Source organism: Arthrobacter sp. zg-Y820, assembly GCF_030142155.1.
Lineage (GTDB): Bacteria > Actinomycetota > Actinomycetes > Actinomycetales > Micrococcaceae > Arthrobacter_B.
Map to the genome: position 1 here is coordinate 2,393,534 of NZ_CP126247.1, position 24,158 is coordinate 2,417,691.

Genomic DNA, 24,158 nt, shown 5'->3' on the forward strand with positions numbered 1-24,158 from the left:
CGCTTACTTGTCCCGGTTCCGAACGGCCTCGACGATCCGCTTCACCGCTTCTTCAACCGGCACGCCGTTGTCCTGGCTGCCGTCCCGGAAGCGGAAGGACACGGCGCCGGCATCGGCGTCGTCGCCCCCGGCGATCAGGACAAACGGGATCTTGTCCTTGGACGCGGTGCGGATCTTCTTCGGGAACCGATCGGTGCCGGTGTCCACCTGGGCGCGGATGCCCTGGGCCTTGAGCTTGTCGACGACGTCGAACATGTAATCGTTGAACGCCTCAGCCACGGGAATGCCGACCACCTGCACCGGAGCCAGCCAGGCCGGGAACGCGCCGGCGTAGTGCTCGGTGAGCACCGCCATGAAGCGTTCCACGGAACCGAACAGGGCGCGGTGGATCATGACCGGGCGCTGGCGGCTGCCGTCGGCGGCCTGGTACTCGAGCTCGAAGCGCTCGGGCAGGTTGAAGTCCAGCTGGATGGTGGACATCTGCCAGGTGCGGCCGATGGCGTCGCGGGCCTGGACGGAGATCTTCGGGCCGTAGAAGGCCGCTCCGCCCGGATCCGGGACCAGGTCCAGGCCGGAGGCTTCGGCAACCTCGGCGAGGGTGCGGGTGGCTTCGTCCCACACGTCGTCGGAGCCCACGTACTTCTCCGGGTCCTTGGTGGACAGTTCCAGGTAGAAGTCATCCAGGCCGTAATCCTTGAGCAGGTCAAGGACGAACTTCAGCGTGCTGGTGAGCTCGTCCTTCATCTGGTCGCGGGTGCAGTAGATGTGGGCGTCGTCCTGGGTCATGCCCCGCACGCGGGTCAGGCCGTGGATGACGCCGGACTTCTCGTAGCGGTACACGGAACCGAATTCGAACAGGCGCAGCGGCAGTTCGCGGTAGGACCGTCCGCGGGAGCGGAAGATCAGGTTGTGCATGGGGCAGTTCATCGGCTTCAGGTAGTAGTCCTGGCCGGGCTTGATGACCGCGCCGGTTTCCGGATCGGTGACCTCGTCCACGTGCATCGGAGGGAACATCCCGTCGCGGTACCAGTCCAGGTGGCCGGAGACCTCGTACAGGTGGCCCTTGGTGATGTGCGGGGTGTAGACGAACTCGTAGCCGGCCTCGGTGTGCCGCTGGCGGGAGTAGTCCTCCATCGCCTTGCGGATGATGCCGCCCTTGGGGTGGAACACCGGCAGGCCGGAACCCAGCTCGTCCGGGAAGGAGAACAGGTCCAGTTCGGTGCCCAGCTTGCGGTGGTCGCGGCGCTCGGCCTCGGCCAGCCGTTCCTGGTAGGCCTTCAGCGCGTCCTTGGTGGGCCACGCGGTGCCGTAGATGCGCTGCAGCTGCTGGTTCTTCTGGTCGCCCAGCCAGTAGGCGGCGGAGGAACGGGTCAGCGCGAAGGCGTTGGAGATGAGCTTGGTGTTGGGCAGGTGCGGGCCGCGGCAAAGGTCGCACCAGACGACGTCGCCGGACTTGCGGTCCACGTTGTCGTAGATGGTGATCTCGCCGGCACCGACCTCGATGTTCGCGCCCTCGCCGGCTTCGTCGGCGCCGTCCTTCTTGCCCAGCAGCTCAAGCTTGTACGGCTCGTTGGCCATGGCTTCGCGGGCTTCGTCTTCGGACACCACGCGGCGGGCGAACTTCTGGTTCGAGTTGATGATCTTCTGCATCATCTTCTCGAGGGTCTTCAGGTCCTCCGGCGTGAACGCCTCGGCAACGTCGAAGTCGAAGTAGAAGCCGTCCTTGATGTACGGGCCGATGCCCAGCTTGGCGTCCGGACGCAGCTGCTGCACGGCCTGGGCCATGACGTGCGCGGTGGAGTGGCGCAGCACGTTCAGTCCGTCTTCGGAGTCGATGGTCACGGACTCCACGGAAGCACCCGGGGCCAGCTCGGTGTCCAGGTCCTTCAGGACGCCGTCCACGCGCATGACGACGACGTCGCGGCGGTCGAAGAACAGCTGTGCACCTGTGGTGCCAGTATCCACCGTGGTCTCTTCGCCGTCGACGATGAGGGTGAACTGTTCTGGCACTGACACGGTTGTCTCCTAGATTTGGTTTGTACGGCGTCTGCGGGCCGGTCAAGAGGTGACCGGCTCCTTCTGCGCCCCTTCGATGTTATCCGCTGTAGTTGGGCCCCACCAACCTGCCGCGCTGGAGACGGGGCAGGTTGGCGGTGTCATTCAGGTCCCAGGCCTCCAGCGCCTGCATGCTGATCCCGCGCGGCCCGGTGCGGCGGGTCAGGCCGCGAACGAGCATCAGCTGCGTTCCGAAGAGCAGCGGACCGGTTTTTTCCTGCGCCTCGGTGAAGAACGTGCAGTCGACGCAGCCGGTGCCGTCGTCGAGGCTGATGAACACCACCCGGCGGCCGCCGCGCATGGGCGGCGTCTGCGTGGCCACCCGGATCCCGGCCACCAGCACCTCGGTACCGTTGCGCAGCTCCATTAGGTCCCGGGCCTTGGTCACGCCCAGCTTCGCCAGCAGCGGGCCATAGCTGTCGATCAGGTGGGCGCTGACGTCCACTGACAGGAGGTCCAGTTCGGTGCGCACCTTTTCGCGCAGCGTCGGTTCGGGCAGTTCGGCGGGCAGGTTCTCCAGTTCGGTGTCGCCCAGCGGCAACGCGAGCTGGCCGGGAATCGGATCGTATTTCCGCGGTGCGCTCCGCGGCGGAGCCAGGTCCAGGTGGTGCAGCAGATCGGCCCGGGAGGCCGCTGTACCGGTGCCTTTCGCCAGGGAGTCGAAGGCGCCCAGGGCGGCCAGCCGGATCAGGGTTCTCCGTCCGACCTTGGCGCGGGCGCGCAGATCGGCCAGCGAATCATAGGGCTGGCCGGCGGCGATGCGCCGCAGTTCAGCGGCCGAGAGTCCGTAGATCCCGGCCAGGCTCAGCCGGATGCCCAGTTTTTCCGGCCGGGCCGGATGCCCGGGCGAGGCCGGAACCGCCGGCACCCGTTCCACCCGGTACTGGGCACCGCTGCGGTTGATGTCCAGCGGCAGGATGGGGATGCCCATCCGGCGGGCTTCGGCCACCAGCAACCGCCGCGGATACATTCCCGGATCGTGTTCAAAGATGCCGGCAAGGAACGCCTCGGGATGGTGTGCCTTCAGCCAGGCCGACTGGTAGGTGGGCACGGCAAACGCGGCTCCGTGCGCCTTGCAGAAACCGAAGCTGCCGAAAGCCTTCAGCGTGTCCCAGACCTTCCCGATGACCTGATCGCCGTAGCCGCGCTTGGCTGCCTCGGTCCGGAAGAAGTCCTCCACCGAGGCTTCGGCGTCCTCATTTCCCAGCAGCCGGCGCAGCACATCGGCCTTGGCCAGGCCGCAGCCGGTGAACACGTCGAAGGTCCGCAGCACCTGTTCGTGGAACACTGTCACGCCGTGGGTTTCGGCCAGGACCGGGCGCAACGCCTCGTGCGGATACACCTCCGGTGACCAGCCGTGCCGGTGTTCCAGGAACGGGCGGACCATGTTGGATTTCATCGGCCCGGGCCGGAACAGCGAGATGTCGATGATCAGATCGTTGAACTCCCGGGGAGCGAGCTTGCCGATCAGCTCGCGCTGGCCCGGGGACTCGATCTGGAAGCAGCCCAGGGTGTAGGTGCTGCAGATCAGGTCGTAGGTGGGCGCATCGTCCAGCGGCACGGCGTCGAGGTCGATGGAGCCGTCCTCGTGCACGTAGTCCGGGCCCTGCCCGTCCGGCCCGGCCGGATGGGCACCGGCGGCGACGGTGTCCGCCTTGGTCGGATGAAGCCGCCGCACCTCCTGCAGGGCGTACGCCATGGCGCTTTGCATCCGCACGCCCAGCACGTCGAGCTTGAGCATGCCCATCGGATCCATGTCGTGTTTGTCGAACTGGGACATGGGCAGGCCCAGGCCGGACGGCTGCACCGGCGTGCGGTCCAGCAGCGACGCATCCCCCAGGATTACTCCGCACGGGTGCATGGAAATGTGCCGGGGCAACCGGTCCAGGCGTTCGGTCAGATCCACCAGCAGATCCAGCTGCCGGTTGCCCTCGACCCGTTCCGCGACCTCCCGCAGCTCGGGCTTTTCCGCGAGCGCCTCCCGGAACTTCCGGGCGGAGAAGCGCCACAGCTGTTTGGCCACGGCTCCGATGTCTTCTTCGGGCAGCCCCAGCGCCATGCCGGCGTCGCGCACCGCCCCGCGGGCACGATAGCCGTTCTGCATGCTCATCAGGGTGACGCGTTCGGCGCCGAACCGTTCGAAGATGCGGTGATACACGTTGTGCCGCTGCGCGCTTTCGACGTCAATGTCGATGTCCGGCAGGGTGGAGCGGTCCTGCGAGAGGAAGCGTTCGAAGATCAGGTCATGGGCCAGCGGGTTCACGTGGCTGACGCCGAGGAGATAGTTCACCAGCGAGGAGGCTCCCGAGCCGCGGGCCGCGGCGCGCACCCCCATGCCGGTGATCATTGACGAGACCTCGGCGACGGTCAGGAAGTAGGCGGCGAAGCCCAGCCGTTCAATGATGCCCAGTTCGTGGGCCAGCCGGTTGCGCAGGCGCGCATCGGCGGCCGCGCCGGCGGCCGGGAACCTGCGCCCAATGCCCGCCTCGCAGCGGCGGACCAGCTCGGCCATGGGTTCGGAATCGATCCCGATCACCGATGCCTCCGGAACCACCGGCTGTTTCCAGCCCATGTCCGCCACCGGGTCCATTCGGCAGGCATCGGCGAGCGCCTCGGTGTCGCGGAGCAGGCGGGCCGCCCCCGCTCCCCCGTAGCCGGCCTCGGCGCTGATTTCCCGGGCGAGCGCCTTCATCTGTCCGGCGCTCTTCAGCCAGCCCTGCCCGTTGGGCTGCAGGTCCGCCAGCCGGGCCATGGACGTCAGCGCCCGTGCGGCGTCCAAGACGTCGGCGGTGGCGGCGCCGTCGGCGTCGACGTAGCGCACGGCGTTGGTGAGGACGGCCGGCAGCTGCAGTTCATCGGCCAGCCGGAACATCCGCACCGCGTGGGCGAGGCAGAGGTTGGCGCCCGGCGCGCTGAGGTGCGTCACCACCTCCACGGCAAGCGCCCGGCGCGGCAGCACCGCCTGCCAGCGGGAGAAGAGCGTGCGGGCGACGGCGTAGCTGCGGCTGCGCATGGCGATGCCGACGTCGGACCAGGGGCCAACGAGCACGGTCAGGACCGGGTCCTCCCGGTCGGTCCCGCCGGCGTGTGCGGCCAGCTGCTGCAGCGTCACCCCCACCGGCTTGCTGCCTTTGCGGGCCGCGGACGCCGAGGTGCCGGCATGGGCGTCCGAGATCAGCCGGCACAGCGCCCGGTAACCGGCGCCGCCGCGGCGGCCGTGCGCGAGGACCACCACCCGCCCGGTGACGGCGGACCCCCCGTCCGGCCCCGGTTCGCCGAGCACCGCCAGGTCCACGCCGACAATCGGATCAATTCCGGCGTCCATGCAGGCCCGCAGGTGCTTGACGGTTCCGTACAGCCCGTCCCGGTCGGTGCAGGCCAGCGCGTCGGCTCCGTCGGCGGCGGCCGCTGCCGCAAGGTCCTGCGGCCAGGACACCCCGTAGTGGGCGCTGAAGGCTGTGGCGGCGTGCAGATGGGAAAAGCTCATGGCGGACGGACTCTAGGCGCTTTCCCGCAGGGCGTCATGGATCCGGATCAGGCGCCAGCGGCCGGTGGAAATGTCGTGCGAGACATCCAGCGTGCGCAGCGGCGAGCGCGCGTTCAACCGGGTCTGGATGCGCCAGATCTCCGAATCCACCAGTCCGGCACCGTGCCCGCGTTCGGCCCGCGCTTCTTCGTCCCACCAGTTCCGGCGTTCGTACCAGCGCACCGGGTCCGCCGCCACCTTGTAGGTGTGCCCCTGCCAGGACAACCGCAGCGGCTGTCCGGCCGGCGAACACACCACCTCTACTGCTTCGCTGAAGACACCCACTTCAGTTCACTCTCCCGCCGATGCGGACTGCAGGACTTGATCCTGCATCCTCCATGGTTGGCCCGCCACACCAGCGGACCCTGTTGTCCGGACAGTAGTTGTCCGGAGAGATAATCTTCGAACATATATTCGATTAACACCAGTGTACGGCCCTCCCCTGACAACGGCCGCGGCTGCCCGGCCGGGCAGCACCCTGCCGGCTACGCCGCCGCGTCCCCGCCAGTTTTCACGCGTGATTTTTTGGACAGCGGAATCTCCTGGATAAACAGGGCCACCCCCAGGGCCGCAGCGGCCACCGGGACTGACAGCAGGAAGATCGGCGGCAGGGCCTGGCCGAACGCCTCGGCAATGAAGTCCCGTACCGGCGGCGGCAGCGTCCGGAGCAGGGCCGGGCTCAGCGAGTTAATGCCGCCGGACGCCACGTCCCCGGCGCCGGGCGGGGCTGCAGCCATCTGATCGGACAGCCGGCTGATGAAGATCGAGCCAAACAGGGCGATGCCGAAGGACGCCCCGAGCTGGCGGAAGAAGTTGGCGGCGGAAATGGCGGTGCCCATGTCCCGGATCGGCACGCTGTTCTGCACGATCAGCACCAGGTTCTGCAGCAGGCAGCCGATGCCCAGACCCATCACCAGCATCCCGGCGGCTGTGAAGGAATACGGTGTGGCCGCCGATATCCGGGAGAGCATCACCAACCCTGCGATGATTACAGCGCAGCCGATCACCGGATAGATCTTGTACTTCCCGGTCCGGGAAATCAGCTGTCCGGTGCCGATCGAGGCGACCAGCAGCCCGCCCATCATCGGCAGCATCATCAGCCCGGAGACTGTGGCGGAGGCGCCGTTGACCATCTGCAGGAACGTGGGCAGATAGGAAATAGTGGAGAACATGGTGATGCCGACGGCGATGCCCACCAGGACCGGCAGCACGAAGTTCCGGATCCGGAACAGACGCGGAGGCATGATCGGTTCCGGCGCCCGCAGTTCCACCGGGATGATTGCGGCCGCGGCCACCGCAGCGACGGCGGCCAGCCCCAGGATCTGCGGCGAGGACCAGGCGTAGGTGGGGTCCCGCCCCAGCTGGTCAGAAGCACCACTGCGGCGCCGGCCACGGCCAGCAGGGCAGCTCCGGCGTAGTCAAGCCTCGGCTTGGCGCCGGCAGGTTTGGGCAGGTGCAGGGAGGAAACGATGACGGCGAGCGCCACGGCACCGATGGGCAGGTTGATGTAAAACACCCACCGCCAGGAGAAGTAGTCGGTGATCCAGCCGCCCAGCAGCGGCCCGCCCACCGAGGCCAGGCCAAAGGAGGCGCCGATCAGGCCCATGTATTTGCCGCGTTCGCGCGGAGACACGATATCGCCGATGATCGCCTGGGCGCCGATCATGAGCCCGCCGCCGCCCACGCCCTGCAGTGCGCGGAAGGCAATCAGCTGGCCCATGTTCTGCGCCAGGCCGGAGAGCACGGACCCCAGCAGGAAGACGACAATGGCGAAAATGAAGATCGTCCGCCGTCCGTACAGGTCACCGAGCTTTCCGTAGACGGGCAGCCCGATGGTGGCGGCCAGGATATAGGCCGTCACCACCCAGGACAGGTGCTCGAGCCCGTTGAGCTCCCCCACGATCGTTGGCAGGGCGGTGGCCACGATGGTCTGGTCCAGTGCCGCCAGCAGCACGGCCAGCATCAGGCCGGCAAAAACCAGGCCCATCCCGCGGGGCTGGCCGATCTCTTCAGGCGGTGCTTTGCGGATCATGGCCTCCCGGCCCTCCCGGCCGTTCTGCGGCCGGAGCATCAGATGCCGGGGCGTTCTTTGCCTAGACATTTTCCTCCACTTCCACCCGGGAGGTTTCCGAGAGCGGGATCTGCCGGATGAACAGGGTCAGGATCAGGCCCGCGGCCAGCGCCGGAATGCCCAGCAGGAAGATCGGCGGCAGGGCGTCGCCGAAGGCGCGGGCAATAAAGTCCTGCACGGGCGCCGGCAATGCCTTCAGTTCCGAGGGGCTGATCGAGTTCACTCCGTTGCGGAGCGCACCGGCGGCCTGTTCCGGGGCGTCGGCCACCTGGTCGTTCAGCCGCTGGATAAAAACGGATCCATAAACGGCGATCCCCAGCGAGCCGCCCATCTGCCGGAAGTAGTTTGCCGAGGACACTCCGGTGCCCATGTCCCGGGCGGGCACGCTGTTCTGCACAATCAGCACCAGGTTCTGCATCAGCGCGCCGATGCCCAGCCCCAGCACGAACATGCCCAGGGCGGTGAACCCGTACGGCGTGGTGTTGGAGATCCGCGAGAGGAGCAGGAGCCCGACAATCATGACGGCGGCGCCGAGGACGGGATAGATCTTGTACTTTCCGGTCCGCGAGATCAACTGGCCGGTGCCAATGGAGGTGAGCAGCAGGCCGGCTGTCATCGGCAGCATCATCAGCCCGGACACGGTGGCGGAGGCTCCGTTGACCATCTGCAGGAAGGTGGGCAGATAGGAGATGCTGCCGAACATCGCCAGCCCCACTGACAACCCCACCAGGGTGCAGACCAGGAAGTTGCGGTTGCTGAACAGCCGCAGCGGCAGGACCGGTTCGGCGGCCCGCAGTTCCACCGGAATGAAAACTGCCACGCCGACGGCGGCGGCGGCCCCCAGCCCCAGGATGGTCGGGGAGGTCCAGGCATAGGTGGTCCCGCCCCAGCTGGTCAGCATCACCAGCGCGGCGCTGATCACGGCCAGCAGCACGGCACCGAGGTAGTCCAGCGGCGGCCGCGGGCCGGACCGCGTCGGAAGGTGCAGCGAGGTGATGATGACGGCCAGCGCGACGGCGCCCAGCGGAAGGTTGATGTAAAACACCCACCGCCAGGACCAGTACTCCGTCAGGTAGCCGCCGAGCAGCGGCCCGCTCACCGAGGCCAGCCCGAACGCAGCGCCGATCAGCCCCATGTACCGGCCGCGCTGGCGGGCGGGCACGATGTCCCCGATGATGGCCTGGGCGCCGATGATCAGGCCGCCGCCGCCCACGCCCTGCAGTGCCCGGTAGCTGATCAGCTCGGTCATGCTGCGGGCCTGTCCGGACAGCGCCGAACCGATCAGGAACACAGCGATCGCGAAGATGAAGATGTTCTTGCGCCCGAGCAGGTCGCCGAGCTTGCCGTAAATCGGCAGTCCGATGGTGGAGGTGAGCAGGTAGGCGGTGATGACCCAGGACAGGTGGTCAAGTCCCTGCAGATCTCCCACGATGGTGGGCAGAGCGGTGGACACGATGGTTTGGTCGAGGGCGGAGATCAGCACCGCGAGGATCAGGCCGGCGAAGACCAGCACGATCTGGCGGCGGGAATGCGGAGCCGTCCCTCCGCCGTCCGGCGGGGCAGGAGGCGATCCGCTCCGGCCCGCGGCTGGGGATCCTGACGGGGTTCCGGCCGGCCCTGCTCCTGCCCCGGCCCCGGACTGCGCCCCTGATGCCGGCCCGCCCGGCGGCGGCTTGGCGGCGGTGTCGGGACCGGCCAGCAGATAGGACGACGCCGGCGAGCCCAGGTCCGTGGCAGCTCGGGCTCCGGGGTGGGTGGCGACTGCGCCGTGGGGCGTGAAACTGGCGGCCATCGGCGCCTCCTTGGAAGTTTCCGCCGGATGGTGGCGGTCGGGCTGCAACTTCCATTCGACGCCCACCGTCCTGCCGAGTCAACGGTCCGCGGCGCTGCGAGGGTCCGGCGTTGCTCCCCGGTTGGGACAGGCGCAAACTGGCACTACACGCGGACCGGCCATGCTGTCGAAGCCGCACGGGGATCACCTTCGGGGACGCCATGAACCATGCAATAAGTGTCATTTTCCGTGCCATACCGCTTCTGATGGGCGCTGTCTGCCTGTCCTTTGGCCTCTACATCCTGGCCGGGCCTGACAACCCCGATCACTTCGTCGCCGGACACGTCAATGCCGGGCTGACCGCCATCTGTTATGCGCTGTTCACTACGGCAGCCACCATCATTAGGCAGCTCATCAACCGCTATGGGCGCGTGTGGGAGATCATCCTGCCGCTCTCCGGCTACGCGGCTGCTGCCGCCGCCGTCATCTGGGGCATTGTTCTGGCCAACCGGGACAACACCCCGGAGAACCTCACGGCGGGCTTCGTTGTGATCGGCGTCGGCTTCATCGCCGCGTGCGTCAGCACCGTCGCGGCCGCGTCCACAAAATTCACGCTCATCCAGTCAGCACAGTTGCTCGAGCCTCAGGGCGGCCCGCCGGAAGGTGCTCACACCCGCGCCGTCGGCGCCGTGCTGCTCGCAGTTCCGGTTGCGGCCGCCGTCGTCGGCTTCTCCCTTGCGATCGGCCTGTTGATGCGCGGAGACACTCCCGGATTCGTTGCCGGCCACGTCCTGATCGGCCTGTCGGCGATCTGCACCTCGCTGATCGGCCTGGTCGCGAGCATCGTGCGCCAGGTGCGCAACGAATTCAGCGATGGGGAACGTTTGGCCTGGCCCTGGCTGGTCGCTGCCGCCGGCACGGTCAATGTGCTGCTCGGACTATTCGTGCTGTTCAGCTCGCACGAGCCCTACCGGCTGGCCCCGGGATGCGTGCTGATCGGCCTCGGGCTGATCTGCTTCAGCATCCTGTCGAAGGTGCTGTTGCTCGCCCTCGTCTGGCGCCGCACGTTTGCCCTGGCCAATCGCATCCCGCTGATGCCCATCGGAACAGCGCTCACCTGCCTGTTCTTCGCCGCGTTCCTCTCTGAAGCCGAAGGCACAGACCCGGCGTTCTTTGTCCCCGCGCACGTGCTGGTTGGGCTCGGAGCCGTCTGCTTCACGCTCTTCTCCATCGTGTCGATCCTCGAAGCGGGAACGTCGGAATAGCAGAGCAGCTGCCGGGTTAGCGCCACGAACGGATCTGCTCCTCAGCCGGCGAATTCCCAGCCGTCGGCCGGCCGCGGGGCAGACAGCCAGTAGCGTGAACCCTCCGGATTGCGGGACACGATGCCCTCGTCCACCAGGTAGCGGCGAACGGCGGCCGGATCATCCGAATACTCCGCGAGGCGTTCGGTGATACCGCGTTCATTCAGCACCGGAGGAGCGTCGGCAGGTGCCGGGGCGGACTCGAAAACATGCCCGGCGATGTAGTGGAGCAGCTCCAGCCGGTCCGCCTGCCGCCGCGGATACGCGGCGATTTTTCCGTCCGCAAGGAACCTCCGGGCCGAGGTCTCGGGCGGCTCCTTGCCGCTGGCCAGCAGCCGGGCAAACACGCCGCCCGCCGGTTGCACGTCGCAGGCACCCGAGGAGACGAGACCGGCCTTTTGCAGGGCCGCCAGTGATTTGCGTTCCTTGGGTTCCAGAGCCTGTCCGTCCAGCGGAGTTCCGCGCTCGGCCGCCGTGATGATCCGGGCATACAGCCGAAGCCTGCGCTCGTCCGCGAGCGCTGCCGCCACGGCCCGCCACTGTTCCGGCGCCGCCGGCTGCTCCTGGTCCATTTGTCTTCCTTTTCCCCCTGCACCCGGCGCTTCACAGCTCTGCTGCTGTGCCCGCCGGATGACTTGTCCCCGATAGTTCAGGCCCTTAGCGTGTGAGTACAGTACCCCACCGGCAGCGCCGGTGGCAGGCAGAGGAGAGACGGCGATGTCCCTGGAAGCAGCCTTTCCCGTGCGGGGCTTCGCCGGATGGGCCGTGGAGCAGGCTGCCGGTGCCGTCGCGGATCTGTCCCGGCGGCTCGGCGGGAGCAGCGCTCCGGTGGTCGACGCCGACCTGTCCCTGGCCTGGTTCGCCGGCTCCCTCACCCCGATGGGCTGGTCAATTCCGCCGCCCTGGGATCCGCTGGCCGGAGATTATCCGTGCTCCGACGGCTGGATCCGGCTGCACACCAATGCCCCGCATCACCGGCATGCGGCACTGGCGTCCCTGGGGCTTCCGGTCGATCCGGTGCCGAACCGCGCAACGGTGGCCGCCGCCGTCGTCGGCTGGACCGGAGAAGCGCTGGAAACGGCGGTGGTTTCCGCCGGAGGCTGCGCCGCACAAATGCGCAGTGAAGCGGAGTGGGCAGACCATCCCCAGGGACGCGCAGTGGAGCAGGAACCGCTGATCGCCTGGACCGGGCACGGAACGGCGGCACCGCTCAGCCCGCAGGCGGCACCGGAGCGTCCGCTGGCCGGGGTGCGCGTGCTGGACTTGACCCGCATCATTGCCGGTCCGGTGGCCACGCGGTTCCTGGCAGGGCTGGGCGCTGAAGTGCTGCGCATTGATCCGCCGGGGTGGGCAGAACCGGCGGCCGAGGCGGAACTGACAGTGGGCAAGCGGTGCGCCCGGCTGGACCTGACCTCGGCGGCCGGTGCGCGGCGCATCCGCGACCTCGTGGCCGACGCCGACATCCTGGTCTCCGGCTACCGCGCCGGTGCGCTCGCGGGCCTCGGACTGGATTCCGGGCGGCTGCAGCAGCTCCGTCCCGGGCTGGTGGAGATTTCGCTGAACGCCTACGGATGGTCCGGGCCCTGGGCCCAGCGGCGCGGATTCGATTCCCTCGTGCAGATGAGCACCGGGATAGCGCACACCGGCATGGCGCACTTCGCCGCGGACAGCCCCCGGCCGCTGCCGGTGCAGGCACTGGATCATGCCACCGGCTACCTCACCGCCGCCGCCGCCCTGCAGGCCTGGCTGCGCAGGCTGGACGGCGAGGTGGGCTCGGCCCGGCTGTCGCTGGCGCGCACGGCGGCCGAGCTCCGGCATCTCGCCGACAGGCAGGTGTCCGACGGAACGCCCGGGGAGATGCCCGACGGCGGGGCGCCCGCCGGCTCCGGGGCGGCGGCCCGGACCGCTGAGTCCGGGCCTTTGCAGCAGCTGGAGGAGGAAACGTTCTGGGGTCCGGCGCTGCGTTTGGTGCCGCCGGTGCGCTTTGCCGGAGCGGGCCCGCAGCCGCACCTGTCCTGGGACATGCCCGCCGGACCGCTGGGGTCGGCGGACCCGCACTGGCAGCGGGCAGGCCGCAACGGACTGTGAGCGGTCAGCTGCGGGAGAAGGCGTCCAATTTGGCCTGGACTTCGGCGTCGTGCCGCACCTTGAGCTCATATTCGATGAAGGCATCGATCATCGCCCGGTAGGTTGCCTCCACCACGGTGGGGTCTCCGTCCTGGGCCTGGGCGGTGGCGCGGACATGTTCCAGGACTTCCTCCACCCGTTCCGGCGCTTTGACCTGGGCGTCGCTGTCCTTCAAGGGGCCGGCCAGGCGCACGAGACGCTCACGCCGCCAGATCAGCGCCACAATTTCCTCGTCAATCTCGTCTATGGCGGTGCGGATGTCGTCGAGCTGACAGGTTATGGATCGTTGGTGATCAGGGGTTTCCATGCCAATAGACTAGCGGCCCCGCCGGTGCCTCCGTCTTCCGGGACGGTGAAACCTGCTCCGGAATGCCCGGGAATTCCGGCCGGTGCTGTCCCGCCTGCGTTTTGACGGCCACCAGATCCTGCGGCCAAGGTCATAGGAAGGGCCGGCAGCAGCAGCGAGCGCACCACCAGGGTGTCCAGCAGCGCCCGGGCCGTGCGTTGCACGGATCACCGAAGTAAAACAGGAACTTATTACCCCGTCAGTGGCAGGATCAGAGGGTGAAGCCTTCTCTTTCCGTGATAACCGTTGGCGTACGGGATCTCGAAGTAACCTACGCGTTCTATTCCTCCCGGCTGGGCTGGAAAGCAGCCCAGTATGTGCCCGAAGAAGTGATCTTCTATCAGGTGGGCCCGGGACTGTTGTTGGCCTTCTTCCGCCGCGACCATTTGGCGGCCGAAGCGGGTCCCATGGGCGAGGCGGGCAACGCCCCGATCACGCTGGGACACAACGTGGAATCCGTGGCAGAGGTGGAGGCCGTGCTGGCCGAGGCCGCAGCGGCCGGCGGGTCCATCCTGGCGCCGGGCACCCAGATGAGCTGGGGCGGCTACTCGGGCTACTTCACCGATCCCGACGGCTACCGCTGGGAGGTCTGCCACAACCCCGGGCTGAGCATCGACGAGAACGGCAACGTCACCATCGAAGTGATCTGACCGGGCGTGGCAGGTCCGGCCTGGAACAGTCGGGTGGACGCCCGGCTTAGAACAGGGCCGGCTCGGGAGCCGGCTCCGGTTCCGGAGGAGCCAGCAGGTGCGGCCCGTCGTTTCGGACGCTGCCCACGGCCGGCCCCACTTCGGCCACCGTCCATTGCGCAGCAGCTGCGTGTGCCTCAGCAGTGACACGGTGCACCAGGGCCGCCGGGTCGGACGCCGCGGGATCCAGCCAGGCTGCCATGGCCCGGCGGTTCAGCGGCACGGGCATCCGGTCATGCAACTCCCCCAGCTCGACCAGGACCGCCGGCTGCCCGGAGCCTCGGGCTTCAGCCGGGTCCGGGGCGGCGGCGGTGAGGATCGACGTCGACAGCAGCCAGCTCCCCGGCGCCCCCGGAGCTTTCGCCGGGTCCCGCCACCACTCGTACAGGCCGGCTAAAAAGGTCAGCGCGCCGTCGGCCCGGGAGACATACGAGGGCCGTTTGGTCCGGCCGGGGCCGGCTTTCCATTCGTAATAGCCCTGGACCGGAACGGCGCAACGGCGTGCCACGACGGCGTCACGGAAGGTCGGCTTCTCCAGCACCGTTTCGGTGCGGGCATTAAACGCACGCGTTCCGACGGAGGCGTCCCGCGCCCAGCCCGGCACCAGTCCCCAGCGCGCCACATGAATCTGGCGCACCGGGCGCCTGCCTTCCGATCCATCTTCCGCCGGAGCGCCGACATACCGTTCCAGCACCACCGGTACGTCCGACGTCGGCGCGACGTTCCAGGATTGGCGCAGCTGAAGGTTCGCGTCGGCTTCCGCCTCGGCTTCCTCCACCAGCTCCGCCGTCGTCTTCGCCATCACATAACGTCCGCACATGCTTCCAGTCTGCCTTGTTGCTTGACGTGCTGCTCGGCTTGTGGCTTGGCTCATGGCTGCTGTCCGCTGCCCCGCTGCCCGCTGCGCACGTCAGGGACGCAGCAGGGTCTTGATGGTGCGCCGTTCGTCCATGGCTGCATAGCCTTCGGCGGCCTGCTCCAGCGGCAGTTCCAGGGTGAAGGCCTTGGCTCCTTGACCGGGCCGGCGGAAGCTCCCGTCCACGATAAGAGCCGGCGCCGAAGCCCGCAGTGCCCTGCTGGACTTTCCCGGCCGCAGCGTGCGAGTCCTGTGCGGTTTGGGTTGGCTGGGTCGGTTGGCTTGGCCCCAACGAGAGTGCAGATCTGGTGGGTTTGGCCTCACGAGAGTGCAGGTCTGGTGACCTGGGCGCGCTGAAACCCGCCATACCTGCGCACTCGACGGGCCAGACCGCGCTGACACCCGCCCTATCTGCGCACTCGGCAAGTGCTTCCCTGCCGTGCCGGGATTCTGCTGCCCGTCCGGGATTCTGCTGCCGTTTTGGGATTCCGCTGCCGGTCCGCTGCGGCAGCAGAATCCCAAAACGGTCGGAGGCGCCCCAAAGCGGACGATTTCGACCTGCCTTACCCAGAGCAGACGACCAGCTTTCACCGACCGCACCGGCCCGCACCGGATACCCGGCGTGCCCGAAGCACGGCAATTGCACCGGCGCCGCCGCGGGAATTGAACCGGTGCCGCTACGGTTGTACCGGACAGTCCCTGTTATTCAGCCCGCAATTTGTCAGCACGAAGAGGAGCCTTTCATGGCAGCAACAGCAGAAGCCTTCACCCCCGACGCCGGTTCCATCACCATGTTCTCCACCACGTGGTGCGGCTACTGCCGACGGCTGAAGTCCCAGCTGGACGCCGCCGGAATCGGCTACACCGAGGTCAACATCGAAGACGTGGACGGCACGGCAGAGCTCGTCGCCCAGATCAACGGCGGCAACCAGACCGTTCCCACCGTCATCTTCCCGGACGGTTCCTCGGCCACCAATCCCTCCGCCGCAGAGGTCAAGTCCCGCCTGGGCGTCTAACCCAGACACCCGGTCCTTCCCCCGCACATCAGTCAACTTCACGCCCGGCCGTCCTGCTTCATAGGATGGAACGCGGAACGCCGGACATCGGCATCCGCCCGGACATTCGAGAGGCAGCACACCCATATGGTTCACAAGGTTCAGGCAGTAGTCGTCAAGGAAAAGAACGCCCCGGTCTCGCTCGAGACCATCCTGGTGCCGGATCCCGGCCCCGGCGAGGCGCTCGTGGACATCCTCACCTGCGGTGTCTGCCACACCGACCTGCACTACAAGCAGGGCGCCATCAATGACGACTATCCGTTCCTGCTCGGTCATGAGGCCACCGGCGTCGTGTCCGCCGTCGGCCCCGACGTCACCGACGTGGCCCCGGGCGACCGCGTGGTCCTGAACTGGCGCGCCGTCTGCGGCGAGTGCCGCGCCTGCCGCAAGGGTGAGCCGCAGTACTGCTTCAACACGCACAATGCCACCCAGAAGATGACCCTGGAGGACGGCACGGAACTGACTGCCGCCCTCGGCATCGGCGCCTTCGCCGAGAAGACCCTGGTTGCCGCCGGCCAGTGCACCAAGGTGGACGACGACGTCGACGCCGCCGCCGTGGGCCTGCTCGGCTGCGGCATCATGGCCGGCATCGGTGCCGCCATCAACACCGGCGAGGTGCAGCGCGGAGAGTCAGTGGCCGTCATCGGCTGCGGCGGCGTGGGCATCGCAGCCGTCGCCGGAGCGCAGCTGGCCGGAGCCACCACCATCATCGCGGTGGACATCGACGCCAAGAAGCTGGAACTGGCTAAGGCCCAGGGCGCCACGCACGCGATCAACTCCAAGGACGAGGACCCGGTCGAGGCCATCCGCGCCCTCACCGGAGGCAACGGCGCCGACGTCGTAATTGACGCCGTCGGCCGTCCCGAAACCTACAAGCAGGCCTTCTACGCCCGCGACCTCGCCGGCCGCGTGGTCCTGGTGGGCGTGCCGAATCCGGAGATGAAGATCGAACTTCCGCTCGCTGATGTCTTTGGCCGCGGCGGATCGCTGAAGTCCTCCTGGTACGGCGACTGCCTGCCCTCGCGCGACTTCCCGATGCTCGTGGAGCAGTACAAGCTCGGACGCCTGGACCTGGACGCGTTTGTGTCCGAGCGCATCGGCCTGGGCGACATCGAAGAAGCCTTCACGAAGATGCACGACGGCAAGGTCCTGCGCTCGGTCGTGGTGCTGTAATGAGCGTGCACATCGACAACGTCATCACCTCGGGAACCTTCTCGCTCGACGGCGGCACCTGGGACGTGGACAACAACGTCTGGATCGTCGGCGACGACGCGCAGGTCATCATCATCGACCCGGCCCACGACGTGGACGCCATTGCGGCTGCCGTCGGCGACCGGGAGGTCATGGGCATCCTGCTCACGCACGGCCATGACGACCACATCCGCGCCGTGGACGATGCCCGTGAACTGTTCAGCGCCCCGGTGTTCCTGCACAGCGCGGACCGGATGCTCTGGGATGCGGTGTTCCCGGACGAGGAACCCGACGCCGAGATTGAAGACGGCGACATCTTCGAGGTGGCCGGCATCACCCTGCAGGCGCTGCACACTCCGGGGCACTCCCCCGGTTCCGTGTGCTTCCTCCTGGCCGCCGGTGCGCCCGGTGACGGCGCCCCGGTGGTGTTCAGCGGAGACACCCTGTTTGCCGGCGGTCCCGGTGCCACGGGGCGGTCCTACAGCGACTTCCCGACCATCATCAAGTCCATCCGGGAACGGCTCCTGACCCTGCCGTCGGAAACCCGCGTCCTGACCGGGCACGGGGACTCCACGACCATCGGCGCGGAGGCCCCGCAGCTGGAAGAGTGGATCGCCCGCGGGCACTAACCGCCTGCAGCACCCCGGGTGCCGGTGTTCCCGCTCAGGGAATGCCGGCACCCGGGGTGCCTTTTTGTAAGGTGTCCGGTTCTGATCAGTCGTCTTCGATCACGGAGAGGATGTTGCCGGCCGGGTCCCGGAACCAGGCAATTGTGGGTCCGGCCTGCCGGAAAATTCCGTCGGCGTCCACGCCGTCAAAATGGACAAAATCCACGCCCCGGCCGGACAGCTCCCGCACCGCCTCGTCGACATCCGCAACCGGAAAATTCAGGACGGTGTAGGTCGCCGGGGAATGGTTGTCCTTGGGATAAACGAGGATGTTCCGGCTTCCCTCCGGATGCAGGAACAGCATGCCGTCCTCCTCGGACACCGGGATGCCCAGCACCTGCCCGTAAAAGTTCCGGGCGGCGGGAATGTCGTTGACTGAAAATCCGCTGAAGGCACTGCTGTGTTCAAGCATGGTTTCGCCTTTCCGAGGTTCATTTTCCGGCTCCGCCTCTCCGGGGCGTGCCTGCCGATAGCCACGATGGTAGGCCTGCCGGCCCGGGTCTGACAGTGCTCCCGGACCCCCGCGCAACGCCGGCTCGCCCGGCACCTCGTCTCAGAATCTCTGCGGCGGTTAGGCTGTGGATATGACTGCATGGAGCCGTTACCTGTTCGGGGTCTCGATCATCTTCGGGGTGGGCACGATGATGCTCGCGGAGAAGCTGCCGGAATGGTGGGGGCCGGTGTCGGTCCTCGTCATGGTCCTGGCTGCTTCTGCGTTCCTAACCTGCTCCATTCTGGAGTACCGACGCGGTCGCTCGGAAGCCGGCACTTTGGAGCAGCGGCTCTCCCCGTAGATCCCCTCTTAGGGTCGAGACATGTACCCGTGTCGATGCGATCAGTGTTTGGTGAGGGGTCCCATCAATACACCATTAGTCTTCTGCGCTGTGGACCGTTCGTTGACGATCATATTGCCCGGATTAACTCCCTAGTCCGGTCGCATAGGCTGACTGAATGCAAACTGAAGCGGAGCCGGGGCACCTCGGAATGTCCAGAGTATGCCCACTATGAGAGAGATCGACCAGGAAGTTGATTACGTCCGGTTCGAGCATGTTGCGACGGACGAAATTTGGGCTGAGATCGCGAGTCTCTTTGTCTTGAGCTTCGCGGCCCCTCCCTACAATGAATCTCCAGATGACCTGCAAAGCATTGAGCAATGGGGCCCCGACAAACTTGCTGGTCCTGGTGGGCGACTTGTCGCGGCGAGACACGATGGACACGTGATCGGCTTTGCGTTATCGCAGAGACTTGACCAGGACAGCTCCTGGCTGCGACGGCTATACGCAATGCTGCCAACGCCAGACGCGGTAATTTCTCCGTCGAGAACCGTTATTGTCCAGGAACTCGCTGTCGACGATAGCTATCGAGGCCGTGGGATAGCCAAACAGTGCATCCGTGAACTCCTCTCGAACCGAACCGAACAGGATGCCGTCCTGGGTGTTTTCGGCCAAGCATCCCAGGTCCGGGAAATTTACAGACACTGGGGTTTTTCGGAGCTCGGTACCTCTCCCATTTACGGCGGAACCGTGACCCTGCATGCCCTGCATCACAAACTTCCCTGGACGGCCTAGTCATTCAGCCGCAACCCGTCCCCGCAAAAGGCCGCTTGGCTTGTCGAGGACGCTCCTCCGGACAGCGGCCACACCCCCTGGTGTAGCGTGGGCAGCTCAGTGGCCAGCAGCTTCGCCGCACGTCAGCTGAGAACGACGGCGATGGAGGGCAGGAGCAGCTCGGCCAAACGTCGGGGGAAGGTCCGGTTGGACTGTACGGAGTTTCTCCCCAAGCGAGGGGGAACCATGGCACGGATGACACGAGGCAAAACAACATCGGCCGCCACACTGGTGCTGGCAGGCGCGCTGTTGATGACAGGCTGCTCATCAGCTGAATCAGCGGCAGATGAACCGACGGTAACGGCAGCGTCGAAGACGCCGCGCCCCACCCACATCCCCACCCCGACACCCACGGCGAAAGTCCAGCCATCCGATGGTGCCACCTACAGTGAAGTTGTCCTCGGCTCCCTGGAAAACCAGACCGGCAGCGGCAGTTTGGAAAACATTGCCACTGCCGCCCCACGCCTGAAAATCGTTACCTCCTGCGTCGGAACCGGCGACCTCCGCGTCGAAGTCCCGGGCGCCGCGGCTTTTTCCTTCCCCTGCGAGACCGCCGGTATCGATGGCAGCGTAGCCAACGCCTTCCCGGTTACTCAGGTCGCTCAACCTTTCCGGGTGCTCGTCACCGCGAACAATGACCAGACCTGGGGCATGACGGTTCTTGAGGAGCCCGCAATCGGAAACACAGGGCCTTGATTCCGGCCCGGGGCCGCCAGACACTGGAGTCATGGCACTGCAGATCAGTTCCGCATTCTGGAAGTTCATCCCGCAGCTGCGTTTCGAACCCACGCCGCGGCGCATCCGGGCCCAGCTCGGCGACAACACGGTAGTCGATTCCGGCAACGCGTTCCTGGTGTACGAGCCTCGGCGGGTCACCCCGATCTATGCCGTACCCGCGCAGGACATCGCCGCGGACCTGACTGCTGCCCTTCCCGGGGCCGATGATCCGCTGGCCGGCGTACCGCCGGGAGCCCCGATGGATCCGCGCTATCCTTTCGCCGCGCATACGACGCCGGGGCAGCCCCTGGACCTGCGGGCGGGAGCGCACGAGCTGCCCGGCGCCGCGTTCCGGGCCGCCGATCCGGATCTGGCCGGCCACGTCCTGCTGGACTTCTATGCCTTTGACCGGTGGCTGGAAGAGGACCAGGTGATTGAGGGACATCCCCGCGATCCGTTCCACCGGGTGGACGCCCGGGCCTCGTCGCGGGCAGTGCGCGTGCATCTGGGCGGGCAGCTGCTGGCGGAAACCCGGGAACCGCTGTTCGTTTACGAGACCATGCTTCCGGTGCGCACCTATTATCCGCGGGACGACGTGGACTGGGACGCCCTGAGCGCGTCACTGAAACACACCGTCTGCCCGTACAAGGGCACCGCTTCCTATTGGTCGGTCACGGGCCAGCCACAGGGCGCGGACCTGGCCTGGTCCTATGAGAAGGTGCTGCCCGACTCCACGCAACTGAAGGACCGGGTGTCGTTTTTCGACGAACGAACTGACGTTTACGTGGACGACACCAAACAGGAAATCGATTCCTTCTTCCGGTTCTGAGACGGCTGCTTCATTCCAGCCCCTCAAACACATCACCCAGTACCGCTGCCCCGGGCTGCCGCTGTGGCCAGGCGATGACCAGCGGCTCCACGGAGACGGAACGGGACCAGGCGGCATCCTCTTCCGAGTCCGGGGGTACCCCGGGGGAAACCACGTGCCGCTGGGTCCGGTGCTCCATCAGCCCCGCCACGATCCGGTGCGCCACGCTGCCCACGTCCACTTCCATGCCAATCAGCTCGTCCGGAACCGGATGAATGTCATAGACCCTGTCCTCGTCCCAGGGTTCCAGCCCGCGCCGGACCCGGGCGCGGTTCCAGCGCTCCCAGGTGGAGCGGCGGACGCCGCCGTGCAGCAGGCGCTGCAGCCCCGGCCCGCCGTCGCCGCACAGACGAAAAAACGCGGCATCGGTGGCCGCGCCGACTGCGATGTGGTCCGGATGCCCGGTGAGCCCGTCGGGTCCGAAGGTGGCGACGACGTCGGGCCGCTCCTGCGCCAGGATGCCGCCGATCCGCTCCACCAGTTCCCCGAAGGGAACCCGGCCGACCGCGCCGTCGTCGTAGTCCAGCCATTCGTGGCGGTCCGGCGGCCTGCCGTGGGCCGTCCACGCGGCGTCCATCTCACGCCGGCGGATCAGCCCGAGCGGTTCGTTCACCGGCGGATAGGCGGGATCGATCTGCCCGGCGCCGCCGTCGGTCGCGTGGACCAGGATGAAGCGGAACTCCGGATCGTGTTCGTGCAGCGCCACGGTTCCGGCCAGTCCGTACGCGTCGTCATCGGGGTGGGCGACGACGAGGGCCAGGATGTGCGATCCATCCATTCCGGCACCTCCCGGGGAGAGCTGAGGAGTTTTCCGCCACCGGTCCCAGCCTAGGACCTCCGGCGCTACGGTTGGGATGCGATGGAGCTTTTCAATGCCGAGGGATACGAATTTGCGCGGCAGGTGCTGCAGCGCGGCATCGCCGCCGTCTACCTGCTCGCCTTCATCTCGGCCGCCAACCAGTTCCCGGCGCTGCTGGGTGAGCACGGCCTGCTGCCCGCCCCGCGGTACCTGGCCCGGATCAAGGGCACCGCCGGACGGGGCATTCCCACCCTCTTCCGCCGGCATTACTCGGACCGGTTCCTGCTTGCCGTTGCCTGGTCCGGCGCCGCCGTCGCCGCCCTGCTGGTCGCCGGCCTTCCCCAGTCCGGTCCGCCCTGGCAGCCGATGGCGGCCTTTCTGCTGATCTGGTTCCTGTATCTGTCGATTGTGAACGTCGGCCAGACGTTTTACGCCTTCGGCTGGGAGTCGCTGCTGCTTGAGGCCGGCTTCCTGGCGGCATTCCTGGGCTCCACCGAGATGGCTCCCCCGGTGGCCGTGCTCTTCCTCTTCCGCTGGCTGGTGTTCCGGCTGGAATTCGGTGCGGGGCTGATCAAGATGCGAGGCGACCGCGTCTGGCGGGATCTTACGGCGCTGTACTACCACCACGAGACCCAGCCGATGCCCAACCCGGCCAGCTGGTACTTCCACCACCTGCCGAAACCGCTGCACAGGGCCGAAGTGCTCGGAAACCATTTTGCCCAGCTGGTGGTGCCGTTCTTCCTGTTCTTCCCGCAGCCGGTCGCCGGGATTGCCGCTGCGGTGGTGATTTTCACGCAGTGCTGGCTGGTGCTCTCCGGAAATTTCGCCTGGCTGAACGTCCTGACCATTTTGATCACGTTCAGCGCGGTCGCCGATTCAACTGTGCAGGCGGTGCTGCCCTGGGCCGGCTTTGCAGCGCCGGATCCCGCGGCGACGCCGGTGTGGTTCGCCGTCGTCGTGCTGGCGGTGACGGCACTGATGCTCTACTGGGCCTGGGAGCCGCTGCGGAACCTGTTCAGCAGCAACCAGCTGATGAACGCGAGTTTCAACCGCTGGCATCTGTCCAATGCCTACGGTGCGTTCGGCAGCATCACCCGGTCGCGGAACGAGGTGGTGCTCGAAGGGACGCTGGATGAGCCTGGCCCGGACGCCCGCTGGCTGGAATACGGGTTCAAGGGCAAGCCCGGAAATCCGTCCCGGCGGCCGCGCCAATTCGCGCCGTACCATCTGCGGCTGGACTGGCTGATGTGGTTCCTGGCTTTGGGTGCCGCGGGCGGTTCCTGGTTTCCGGTGCTGCTGCAGAAACTGCTCGAGGGCGACCGCAGGGTCCTGGCCCTGCTGCGCACCGATCCCTTCGCCGGAACCCCGCCGCGGTGGATTCGGGCCCGGGTGTACCGGTACCGGTTTTCCACTCCCGCGGAACGCCGGGCCGACGGCGTGTGGTGGGTGCGGGAGCCCGCCGGCTTCCTCACGGACCCGGTCGGCCTGATCGGGCCGTCATCTGATGCGCCGTGATCTGATGCGCCGTGACGGCTTCCGCGCCGGGAGTTTGAAATGGCAGACTGGCCACCAGATCGTGCCGGCGGGACCGGATCACTTCCCGAAACGAGGAGCAACTGACCATGACCCCTGTCGGGAGCCTGCGGTCCCCCTACCCGTCCACCGATTTCGATTCCGTGCAGTCCGTAGACCGCCTCCCCGTGGTGTTCATCCACGGGCTGTGGCTGCATGCCAGCAGCTGGGATCCGTGGCTGGAGCTCTTCCGGGAGCGCGGCTACGAGCCGGTGGCCCCCGGCTGGCCGGGCGAGCCCGAGGCCCTGCCGGCCGCCAACGCGTTTCCGGACCCGATGGCCGGAACCGGAATGCGGGAGGCCCTCACCCACTTTGAGGATGTCATCAGCGGGCTGCCGCGGCCTCCGGTGCTGGTGGGGCACGCCTTCGGCGGGCTGCTGGCGCAGCAGCTGCTCGCCCGGGGATCGGCCGCCGGTGCCGCAGCCATCGCGCCGGCCCAGTTCCGAGGGGTCCGGCGGCTGTCGCCGGGCCAGCTGAGAACCGCGTTGCCGGTGCTGTGGAACCCGCTGAACCGGTACCGCATTCTCCGCCAGTCCCCGCAGCACTTCCGCAAAACCTTCGCCAACGCGGTCACCGAACGTGAGTCCAATGACCTGCATGCCACCTGCGTGATGCCGGCGCCGGGCCGGCCACTGTTCCAGGCAGCGGCGGCCAACCTCAATCCGCGCACCCCGGTGAGGGTCGACACGGCAGCGGCCCGGGGTCCGCTGCTCCTCGCCGGCGCCGGCGCCGACCGGGTGGTGCCGGCATCGGTGGTCCGGGCGGCCGCGCGGCGCTACCGCTCGGCGGCGTCGCCCACGGAGTACGTGGAGATTGAGGGCAGCGGGCATTCCCTGGTGGTTGACCACGGCTGGCGGATTGTGGCCGAAACGGTGCTGGGCTTCCTGGCCCGGCACGGCCTGACCCCGGAGGCGGCGGACCGTTAGCGCCGGGCCG

At 67.3% G+C, this 24,158-nt stretch carries 24 protein-coding genes; 12 read left to right on the top strand and 12 right to left on the bottom strand.

Features of this window, described 5'->3' with window-relative positions; translation table 11 throughout:
• Positions 1–3: 3 nt before the first annotated feature.
• From thrS to QNO08_RS10835, 6 genes are all read right to left on the bottom strand, one after another.
• On the bottom strand, positions 4–2,016 hold the full coding sequence (gene thrS / locus QNO08_RS10810; RefSeq protein WP_229965485.1) for a threonine--tRNA ligase: 2,013 nt from the start codon (positions 2,014–2,016) through the stop codon (positions 4–6).
• A gap of 79 nt (positions 2,017–2,095) precedes the next feature.
• Positions 2,096–5,542, bottom strand: coding sequence for a DNA polymerase III subunit alpha (locus QNO08_RS10815; protein ID WP_229965484.1), 3,447 nt, complete (start codon positions 5,540–5,542; stop codon positions 2,096–2,098).
• Positions 5,543–5,554: 12 nt separating this feature from the next.
• Complete coding sequence (locus QNO08_RS10820) at positions 5,555–5,866, bottom strand: DUF6504 family protein (RefSeq protein ID WP_229965483.1); 312 nt, start codon at positions 5,864–5,866, stop codon at positions 5,555–5,557.
• 200 nt (positions 5,867–6,066) lie between these two features.
• Positions 6,067–6,792: an MFS transporter gene (locus QNO08_RS10825; protein ID WP_502866862.1), complete on the bottom strand. Its 726-nt coding sequence runs from the start codon at positions 6,790–6,792 to the stop codon at positions 6,067–6,069.
• Positions 6,678–7,682, bottom strand: coding sequence for an MFS transporter (locus tag QNO08_RS10830; RefSeq protein ID WP_502866863.1), 1,005 nt, complete (start codon positions 7,680–7,682; stop codon positions 6,678–6,680). Before QNO08_RS10830 ends, QNO08_RS10825 begins: the two co-directional genes overlap by 115 nt.
• The gene (locus tag QNO08_RS10835) at positions 7,675–9,444 is read right to left on the bottom strand and encodes an MDR family MFS transporter (RefSeq protein ID WP_229965480.1); all 1,770 of its coding nucleotides are present in this window, start codon (positions 9,442–9,444) and stop codon (positions 7,675–7,677) included. The genes QNO08_RS10830 and QNO08_RS10835 overlap by 8 nt, the downstream gene beginning before the upstream one ends.
• A gap of 200 nt (positions 9,445–9,644) precedes the next feature.
• Between QNO08_RS10835 and QNO08_RS10840 the strand changes: the two genes are divergently transcribed.
• On the top strand, positions 9,645–10,688 hold the full coding sequence (locus QNO08_RS10840) for a DUF2776 family protein (protein ID WP_229965479.1): 1,044 nt from the start codon (positions 9,645–9,647) through the stop codon (positions 10,686–10,688).
• A gap of 41 nt (positions 10,689–10,729) precedes the next feature.
• Here the strand turns inward: QNO08_RS10840 and QNO08_RS10845 are convergent, their stop codons facing one another.
• Positions 10,730–11,299, bottom strand: coding sequence for a DUF2087 domain-containing protein (locus QNO08_RS10845; RefSeq protein ID WP_229965478.1), 570 nt, complete (start codon positions 11,297–11,299; stop codon positions 10,730–10,732).
• Positions 11,300–11,444: 145 nt separating this feature from the next.
• Here QNO08_RS10845 and QNO08_RS10850 point away from each other — a divergent pair, with 145 nt between their 5' ends.
• Entirely contained in the window at positions 11,445–12,815 is a 1,371-nt protein-coding gene (locus tag QNO08_RS10850; RefSeq protein ID WP_229965477.1) for a CoA transferase, read from the top strand.
• A gap of 4 nt (positions 12,816–12,819) precedes the next feature.
• Here the strand turns inward: QNO08_RS10850 and QNO08_RS10855 are convergent, their stop codons facing one another.
• Positions 12,820–13,161, bottom strand: a complete 342-nt coding sequence (locus QNO08_RS10855) for a chorismate mutase (protein ID WP_229965476.1) — start codon at positions 13,159–13,161, stop codon at positions 12,820–12,822.
• Between the two features lie 257 nt (positions 13,162–13,418).
• Between QNO08_RS10855 and QNO08_RS10860 the strand changes: the two genes are divergently transcribed.
• Complete coding sequence (locus QNO08_RS10860) at positions 13,419–13,850, top strand: VOC family protein (RefSeq protein WP_229965474.1); 432 nt, start codon at positions 13,419–13,421, stop codon at positions 13,848–13,850.
• Positions 13,851–13,896: 46 nt separating this feature from the next.
• On the opposite strand, the gene QNO08_RS10865 is transcribed toward QNO08_RS10860, so the two are convergent.
• Positions 13,897–14,709 (bottom strand): SOS response-associated peptidase, encoded by an 813-nt coding sequence (locus tag QNO08_RS10865; RefSeq protein WP_229965472.1) that lies wholly within the window; start codon positions 14,707–14,709, stop codon positions 13,897–13,899.
• A gap of 90 nt (positions 14,710–14,799) precedes the next feature.
• Complete coding sequence (locus QNO08_RS10870; RefSeq protein WP_269439174.1) at positions 14,800–14,931, bottom strand: hypothetical protein; 132 nt, start codon at positions 14,929–14,931, stop codon at positions 14,800–14,802.
• 557 nt (positions 14,932–15,488) lie between these two features.
• Between QNO08_RS10870 and QNO08_RS10875 the strand changes: the two genes are divergently transcribed.
• The 3 genes from QNO08_RS10875 to QNO08_RS10885 all read left to right on the top strand — a co-directional run bounded on the left by QNO08_RS10875 (position 15,489) and on the right by QNO08_RS10885 (position 17,620).
• Positions 15,489–15,761, top strand: a complete 273-nt coding sequence (locus tag QNO08_RS10875) for a mycoredoxin (protein WP_229965471.1) — start codon at positions 15,489–15,491, stop codon at positions 15,759–15,761.
• Between the two features lie 126 nt (positions 15,762–15,887).
• On the top strand, positions 15,888–16,973 hold the full coding sequence (locus QNO08_RS10880) for an S-(hydroxymethyl)mycothiol dehydrogenase (protein WP_229965470.1): 1,086 nt from the start codon (positions 15,888–15,890) through the stop codon (positions 16,971–16,973).
• Positions 16,973–17,620 (top strand): MBL fold metallo-hydrolase, encoded by a 648-nt coding sequence (locus QNO08_RS10885; protein WP_229965469.1) that lies wholly within the window; start codon positions 16,973–16,975, stop codon positions 17,618–17,620. Before QNO08_RS10880 ends, QNO08_RS10885 begins: the two co-directional genes overlap by 1 nt.
• A gap of 85 nt (positions 17,621–17,705) precedes the next feature.
• On the opposite strand, the gene QNO08_RS10890 is transcribed toward QNO08_RS10885, so the two are convergent.
• Positions 17,706–18,071: a VOC family protein gene (locus tag QNO08_RS10890; RefSeq protein ID WP_229965468.1), complete on the bottom strand. Its 366-nt coding sequence runs from the start codon at positions 18,069–18,071 to the stop codon at positions 17,706–17,708.
• A 172-nt stretch (positions 18,072–18,243) separates the two neighbouring features.
• Between QNO08_RS10890 and QNO08_RS10895 the strand changes: the two genes are divergently transcribed.
• From QNO08_RS10895 to QNO08_RS10910, 4 genes are all read left to right on the top strand, one after another.
• Positions 18,244–18,453 (top strand): hypothetical protein, encoded by a 210-nt coding sequence (locus tag QNO08_RS10895; RefSeq protein WP_229965466.1) that lies wholly within the window; start codon positions 18,244–18,246, stop codon positions 18,451–18,453.
• A 210-nt stretch (positions 18,454–18,663) separates the two neighbouring features.
• A complete protein-coding gene (locus tag QNO08_RS10900; protein WP_229965465.1) occupies positions 18,664–19,227 on the top strand; it encodes a GNAT family N-acetyltransferase in 564 nt (187 codons plus the stop codon).
• Positions 19,228–19,452: 225 nt separating this feature from the next.
• Positions 19,453–19,962: a hypothetical protein gene (locus QNO08_RS10905; protein ID WP_229965464.1), complete on the top strand. Its 510-nt coding sequence runs from the start codon at positions 19,453–19,455 to the stop codon at positions 19,960–19,962.
• A 31-nt stretch (positions 19,963–19,993) separates the two neighbouring features.
• Entirely contained in the window at positions 19,994–20,812 is an 819-nt protein-coding gene (locus tag QNO08_RS10910; protein ID WP_229965462.1) for a DUF427 domain-containing protein, read from the top strand.
• 10 nt (positions 20,813–20,822) lie between these two features.
• On the opposite strand, the gene QNO08_RS10915 is transcribed toward QNO08_RS10910, so the two are convergent.
• On the bottom strand, positions 20,823–21,629 hold the full coding sequence (locus QNO08_RS10915; RefSeq protein WP_229965461.1) for a PIG-L deacetylase family protein: 807 nt from the start codon (positions 21,627–21,629) through the stop codon (positions 20,823–20,825).
• 81 nt (positions 21,630–21,710) lie between these two features.
• Between QNO08_RS10915 and QNO08_RS10920 the strand changes: the two genes are divergently transcribed.
• Both QNO08_RS10920 and QNO08_RS10925 read left to right on the top strand, forming a co-directional pair.
• Positions 21,711–23,165, top strand: a complete 1,455-nt coding sequence (locus tag QNO08_RS10920) for a lipase maturation factor family protein (RefSeq protein WP_229965460.1) — start codon at positions 21,711–21,713, stop codon at positions 23,163–23,165.
• Positions 23,166–23,272: 107 nt separating this feature from the next.
• Positions 23,273–24,148, top strand: coding sequence for an alpha/beta hydrolase (locus QNO08_RS10925; RefSeq protein ID WP_229965459.1), 876 nt, complete (start codon positions 23,273–23,275; stop codon positions 24,146–24,148).
• Positions 24,149–24,158: the final 10 nt, after the last annotated feature.